General features: G+C 68.7%; 7 protein-coding genes. 5 read left to right on the top strand and 2 right to left on the bottom strand.

The window, feature by feature from the left end; genetic code table 11:
* Positions 1 to 91 precede the first annotated feature (91 nt).
* From trpD to speD, 4 genes are all read left to right on the top strand, one after another.
* On the top strand, positions 92 to 1,126 hold the full coding sequence (gene trpD, locus QZ588_RS13770) for an anthranilate phosphoribosyltransferase (RefSeq protein WP_295543515.1): 1,035 nt from the start codon (positions 92 to 94) through the stop codon (positions 1,124 to 1,126).
* On the top strand, positions 1,123 to 1,935 hold the full coding sequence (trpC, locus tag QZ588_RS13765) for an indole-3-glycerol phosphate synthase TrpC (protein WP_295543514.1): 813 nt from the start codon (positions 1,123 to 1,125) through the stop codon (positions 1,933 to 1,935). The genes trpD and trpC overlap by 4 nt, the downstream gene beginning before the upstream one ends.
* A 242-nt stretch (positions 1,936 to 2,177) precedes the next feature.
* Complete coding sequence (locus tag QZ588_RS13760; protein WP_295543513.1) at positions 2,178 to 2,594, top strand: OsmC family protein; 417 nt, start codon at positions 2,178 to 2,180, stop codon at positions 2,592 to 2,594.
* Between the two features lie 353 nt (positions 2,595 to 2,947).
* The gene (speD, locus tag QZ588_RS13755) at positions 2,948 to 3,781 is read left to right on the top strand and encodes an adenosylmethionine decarboxylase (RefSeq protein WP_295543512.1); all 834 of its coding nucleotides are present in this window, start codon (positions 2,948 to 2,950) and stop codon (positions 3,779 to 3,781) included.
* A 79-nt stretch (positions 3,782 to 3,860) separates the two neighbouring features.
* Here speD and coq7 read toward each other — a convergent pair whose 3' ends face one another.
* On the bottom strand, positions 3,861 to 4,505 hold the full coding sequence (gene coq7 / locus QZ588_RS13750) for a 2-polyprenyl-3-methyl-6-methoxy-1,4-benzoquinone monooxygenase (RefSeq protein ID WP_295543511.1): 645 nt from the start codon (positions 4,503 to 4,505) through the stop codon (positions 3,861 to 3,863).
* Positions 4,506 to 4,613: 108 nt separating this feature from the next.
* Entirely contained in the window at positions 4,614 to 5,819 is a 1,206-nt protein-coding gene (locus QZ588_RS13745) for a (Fe-S)-binding protein (protein WP_295543510.1), read from the bottom strand.
* Positions 5,820 to 5,977: 158 nt separating this feature from the next.
* Between QZ588_RS13745 and QZ588_RS13740 the strand changes: the two genes are divergently transcribed.
* Positions 5,978 to 6,304 (top strand): NAD(P)H-dependent oxidoreductase subunit E, encoded by a 327-nt coding sequence (locus QZ588_RS13740; RefSeq protein WP_295543509.1) that lies wholly within the window; start codon positions 5,978 to 5,980, stop codon positions 6,302 to 6,304.
* Positions 6,305 to 6,494 lie beyond the last annotated feature (190 nt).

The following is a 6,494-nucleotide window of genomic DNA, read 5'->3' as shown; positions in this document are numbered from 1 at the left end:
AAACCGATTCGTATATTTTTTGGCAGTAGCACACGGATGAGACCGAATCCTGAGCCTAAGTCGGACAGGCTCCTAGAGCAGCGGCTCCCCCATGGATATCAAACAAGCCCTCGCCCGCGTCATCGACGGGCACGATCTCAGCGCCGATGCGATGACCGGATGCATGCGCGCCATCATGACCGGCGGCGCCACCCCAGCCCAGATCGCCGGTTTTCTGGTGGCCCTGCGGCTCAAGGGCGAAACGGTGGACGAGATCGCCGCCGCCGCCGCGGTGATGCGCGAGCTCGCCACCGGCGTCGACATCGGTGATCTGCCCCATGCCCTCGACATCGTCGGCACCGGCGGCGATGCCGCGGGCACCTTCAACATCTCCACCGCGAGCATGTTCGTGGCCGCCGCCGCCGGCTGCCACGTGGCCAAGCACGGCAACCGCTCGGTGTCATCCAAGTCCGGCAGCGCGGATCTGCTGGAGGCCGCCGGCGTGAATCTGCACCTGACGCCGGCGCAGGTGGCCCAATGCGTGCGCGAGGTGGGCGTGGGCTTCATGTTCGCCCCGGCACACCACGGCGCCATGAAGCACGCCATCGGCCCGCGCCGGGAGCTGGGCGTGCGCACCCTGTTCAACGTGCTCGGGCCCCTCACCAATCCCGCCGGCGTGCGCCGGCAGGTGCTCGGTGTGTTCGCCGAGCACCTGCTGGAGCCCCTGGCGGCGGTGCTCGCCAATCTCGGCGCCGAGCAGGTGCTGGTGGTGCACGCCGCCGACGGTCTGGACGAAATCAGCATCGCCGCACCCACCGACATCGCCGAGCTCAAGGACGGGGCCATTCGCCGCTACCGCATCGAGCCCGCGGACTTCGGCCTGCCGACGGCCCCCCTCGACGCCGTGCGCGTGGACGGTCCGCAGGCGAGCCTGCGGCTGGTGCGCGCCGCCCTCGCCGGCGAGCCGGGGCCGGCCCACGACATCGTGCTGCTCAATGCCGGTGCCGCCATCTACGCCGCCGGCGTCGCCGACAGCCTCGCCGACGGCGTGGAGGCCGCCCGTGCGGCCATCGAGCAGCGCCAGGCCACGGAGCGGCTCGAGCGGCTCGCGGCGCTCACCCAGGGCTTCGGGGCGGCAACCGCGTGAGCGCGACCCCGGACATCCTCAAGCGCATCGTCGCGCGCAAGGCGGACGAGGTCGCCGTAGCCCGGCGCGAGCGCCCCCTCGCCGCGCTCGCCGACGCCGTCGCCGCGGCCGGCCCCACCCGCGGCTTCGCCGCCGCCCTGGCCGCACACATCGACGGCGGCGCGGCGGGCGTCATCGCCGAGATCAAGCGCGCGAGCCCGAGCAAGGGGCTGCTGCGGTCCGATTTCCGCCCGGCGGACATCGCCGTGTCCTACGCCGCCGGCGGCGCCGCCTGCCTGTCGGTGCTGACGGACCGCGACTTCTTCCAGGGCGATCCCCAGCATCTGCGCGACGCCCGCGGCGCCTGCGGCCTGCCCGTGATTCGCAAGGACTTCGTCATCGACCCGTATCAGATCCACGAAGCCCGCGCCATGGGCGCCGACTGCATCCTGCTCATCGCCGCCTGCCTGGACGACGCCGCGCTGGCGGAGCTCACGGACATCGCCCACGCCCTCGGCATGGACGTGCTGCTGGAAGTGCACGACGCCGCCGAGCTGGACCGGGCGCTGGCGGTGCCCACGCGCCTCATCGGCATCAACAACCGCGACCTGCGCAGCTTCCGGGTCAGCCTGAGCACCACGCTGGATCTCTTGGCGCAGGTGCCCGCAGACCGGCTGCTGGTCACCGAGAGCGGTATCCACAGCTGCGACGACGTAGCCCTGATGCGCCGCCACGGCGTGCATGCCTTCCTGGTGGGTGAATCCTTCATGCGCGCCGCGGACCCCGGCGCCAAGCTGGCGGAGTTGTTCGCGCAGCGGCGCGACGCGTGACGCGATCCTCGCCGCTCACCGGGCCCCTTAGACGACGATCGTCAAGCCACCGCATCGTCCATGGCGCCACGGTCGACGTGGTAGCCTGTCGTGCCTGTCCAGCGTCGCCCCGGTGCCGTGCACCCGGTGCGCGACGCCACCGGGTCCACCACCATTACGGAAGCCACCATGCGAGCACTGACGATACACGATCATAAGTTCCAGACCGCCCCACAGTATTCCACCGACCGCGCGCCCCGGCCATGAAAGCGCGCGTCAAATGGTTGGAGGGCACGGCCATGGTGGGCGAGAGCGGCAGCGGACACGCGGTCGTCATGGACGGCCCCCCGGAAGCCGGTGGCCGCAATCTCGGTGTGCGGCCCATGGAAATGCTGCTGCTCGGGCTCGGCGGCTGCACACAATTCGATGTGCTGCTGATCCTGCGCCGCGGACGTGCCGAGGTCAGTGACTGCGTGGTGGAGTTGTCCGCCGAGCGCGCGGCGTCCGACCCGAAGGTCTTCACCCGTATCCATGTGCATTACATCGTCACCGGCCGCGACCTGAAGCCGCAGCAGGTCGAGCGCGCCATCGCCCTCAGCGCCGAGAAGTATTGCTCCGCATCCATCATGCTCGCGGCCGCCGCCGAGGTGACCCACGACTTCGAGATCCGCCCAGCCTAGCCTGGCGGGCCTGACGGGACCACCGCCGGTGACCCCGCCGGATGGCGTCCGCGGGGTTGTCCGGCGCGCGTTGCGGCGGCGCCGAAGCATCGTGCCGGGGTGAGCCGCATCGCCCGTCGATCCATCCCCGGCCCGCTGTGCAAAGTCCCTTGCAATGCACCCCGTCGCGGGCGTAGCGTGATGGGTTTTGCGGGCATTCGCATCGCAACAAGCTCCCACCGCGCAGCCGGCTGGCGGCGACGGCCGGCCAGGGCATGGCCCGGCGCCGTCATCGTCCCCGCACGCGTGCGCGACCACCGTGGGCCTCACTGCCCCACACGGCAACCCGGCGGCCGGGACCAGCACGATACACCATGGCGAAGACATCCAAACGGCTGCAGCTGCACGGCTTCAACAACCTCACGAAGTCGCTCAGCTTCAACATCTACGACATCTGCTACACGGACTCCAACGAGCAGCGGGCGGCCTACATCGCCTACATCGACGAGGCCTACAACGCCGAGCGACTCACCGGGATTCTCACCGATGTCGCCAACATCATCGGCGCCAACATCCTGAACATCGCCCGGGAGGACTATGAGCCCCAAGGCGCCTCGGTGACCATGCTCATCGCCGAGGAGCACAGCCCGGACGGCGGGCTGACCAACTCGGCGACACCCGGTCCGCTGCCCGATGCCGTGGTCGCTCATCTCGACAAGAGCCACATCACTGTACACACTTACCCCGAAAGCCATCCCCACAATGGCATCAGTACATTCCGGGCGGACATCGACGTGTCCACCTGCGGGCTCATTTCACCGCTGAAGGCGCTCAACTACCTCATCCACGCCCTGGAGTCGGACATCGTGATCATGGACTACCGGGTGCGCGGCTTCACCCGCGACGTGCGCGGGCGCAAGCATTTCATCGATCACAACATGAGCTCCATCCAGAACTATCTGAGCCGGGACACTAAGAACCGTTATCAGATGATGGACGTCAACGTCTATCAGGAGAACATGTTCCACACCAAGATGGTCGTCAACCGCTTCCAGCTCGACGACTATCTGTTCTGTGTCGACAGCAAAGACCTGTCGGACAAGGAATACCGGCGCCTGCAGCGCCTGGTGCGCCGGGAGATGATGGAAATCTTCTACGGCCGCAACCTCAACCGCGACATCGCGGGCTGGAACGAGCAACGACCCTAGAAAAGAGGGGCAAAGTGCGGGGCCTGCAGCCCAGCGGCGTTCCCGCCTGGTGATACGCCCGCCACCGATCGCCCGTCCTTCAAACCCAATAAGCCCCGCGGGTCATGACCTTCGAGACCGCCTGCATGGCGAATCTCACCGGCCCCGGCAGCTCGGCGCCACCGGCGGCTTGGGCGACGTCGGCGTGGTGGATCTCGTCGGCCTTCATCTGCTCGAGGATGGCACGGGTGCGCTGGTCGTCCCCCGGCACCTGGGTGATATGCTCATCCAAGTGGCTCTCCACCTGCCGCTCGGTCTCTACCACGAAGCCAAGGCTCCACTTGTCGCCGGCCAGCCCGGCGGCCGCCCCCATGGCGAAGGAGCCCGCATACCAGAGCGGGTTCAGCAGGCTCTTGCGCGTGCCGAGCTCGTCCAGGCGCTGCTCGCACCAGGCCAGGTGGTCGTTTTCTTCCAGCGCGGAGCGCTCCAGGCTGTCGCGGACTTCGGCGAGCCGGGCGGTCAGCGCTTGCCCCTGATACAGCGCCTGCGCGCAGACCTCGCCGGTGTGATTCACGCGCATCAACCTGCCGACGTGGCGGCGCTCGTCTTCGCCCAGATCCACGTCAGCGTGGTGCTCGGCCGGATTGGCGCGCTCGGTGACGCGCGGACGCCCGAAGACGGTGCGGATGGCCTGGTCGAGGCCCATCAGGGCCTGATCGATCGGGGTGTACTCTCTGCTGCTCATAAGACTCGTAGCGCTTCAGGTCGATGGTGATGTCGCCGATTTGCTGGCGACGGTCGCAAAGGCAAGCGCTTGCCGCTGCGCCAGAAAAGCCGAGACACCGGCATGGCACTAGGTGCGGGGAGCGAGCGCGCGTGCCAGCAGCACCACGGGATGCAGCACTTCAAGCTCCAGCCCCGCCGCGTGGGCGGCCGCTCCCAGGTGCGCGGCACAGCCGGTATTGGTGGTGACGAGCCAGCGCGGCGCAAGTTGGCGAAGCACGGCCACTTTGTCCGCCGCCAGCGCCAGCGCCGTCTGCGGCTGATCCAGCAGATAGGTGCCCGCGGCGCCGCAGCACATCGCATTACCCGGCAGCGGCACCACCCGCAGCCCCGGAATGCGTCCGAGCAGCTCGTAGACGGCCGTCGTATCGCGCAACTGGTTGCGGTGTGAGCAGGGCTCGTGCACGGCAACGGTGCCGGTGAGTGGATGCAGCGCGAGCGCCGCCGGCCAGGGGGCTTGCAGCACGGCCCGACACAGCTCGATGGCCGTCAGCGCCGGGCGCAGCTCGGCGACACAGGCGCTGGCACCGCCCACCACCGAAGTCCCGGCGAACACCGCCCGATTGCGCGCCAGCAGCGTGTCGGCGCGATCCGGAAAACCATTGTGTCGATGCATCGCACCGCAGCAGCCCTGCCCCTGCGGCACCTCTACAGGGACCCCGAGCTGGCGGAATACGGCGAGTGCCGACCGCATCACCTCAGGCTCCAGCGTGCGCGCCACGCAACCGCGAAAGAGCGCCAGCGGCGCCGGCGCAGCGTCGGTGTCTGCCGCTGTCGTCTGCGGCGCTTGGAGCGCCATCCCACGGCGCAGGCGCAGCGCGAGTCCGTGCAGCACGCGCAGCCGCGGCCACCGCAACAGCCCCGCCCGGCGCACGACGGCGCCCACGCCCAGTCGCCGGTAGGCCGCCGCGAGCGGCCCGAGCAGCGGCGGCAGACGTGTCCCACTGAGCACATCCAGGCGCAGCCGCCGCCACCAACGCCGCCACCGCGGCAGCTTGGCAACCCGCGCCGCCCGCGCCGCGTCCATCAGCGTACCGAACCGCACCAGCGACGGGCAGGCCAACTCGCAGGCCTGGCATTGCAGACAACCATCCAAGTGCGCGCCCAGACGCGCCGTGTCGTCGAGCTGCCCGGTGGTGAGCCCCTGGATGAGCGCAATGCGCCCCCGCGGCGAGTCCGCTTCGTTGTGGCATAGCCGGAACGTGGGACAATGCGGCAGGCACAGACCGCACTTGACGCACTGGTCCGCAAGGCGCAGCAATTCGCGTTGGTTCAAAGCGTTGTGCGGGAACTGACGAAAAATGATGCGCGGCGCGGGCCCGTGCCCCCCCACGCATGCAACTTGGCTCGACGGCCGCCGGGCGCCACCTGTAGGGCTCGGCAAGACCGCATCTCTTGCAATCTTAATGATTCGCGCCGACGGAGCGCCAGAGCATGTCCACACCCACACCCTATTACAAGTACCACGTCTTCTTCTGCACCAATCTGCGCGGCGATGGCAGCCAGTGCTGCGCACAATGCGGCGCCCAGGCCTCCCGGGACTACCTGAAAAAGCGCACCAAGGAGCTCGGTCTCACCGGCCCCGGTGGCATTCGTATCAACAACGCCGGCTGCCTGGACCGCTGCGGCGAAGGACCGGTGGCGGTGGTCTACCCCGAGGGCACCTGGTACACCTACGTCGACAACGAGGACCTGGAGGAGATCCTGCAAAGCCATCTCCTCGGCGGCGAGCCGGTGGCGCGTCTGCGCCTGCAAGGCTGATGGCCATCGGCCTGCGCGCGCCCAAGCGGGTGCGCCCCAGACTGGTCTGTCCAGCACGACCCGTGAACCCGGCAGGCAGGGCGACAAACTGCGGCAGCCAGGTATTGCATCAAACAGTCAGCGCCTCGTATAATGCGCGGCTTTCTCGGGCTTGTACGCATCCCTGCGCACCCGAGTCACGCCCTGCGGA

It is taken from the genome of uncultured Thiohalocapsa sp., assembly GCF_913062725.1.
Classification (GTDB): Bacteria; Pseudomonadota; Gammaproteobacteria; order Chromatiales; family Chromatiaceae; genus Thiohalocapsa.
This window is presented reverse-complemented; position numbering and strand designations above follow the sequence as displayed.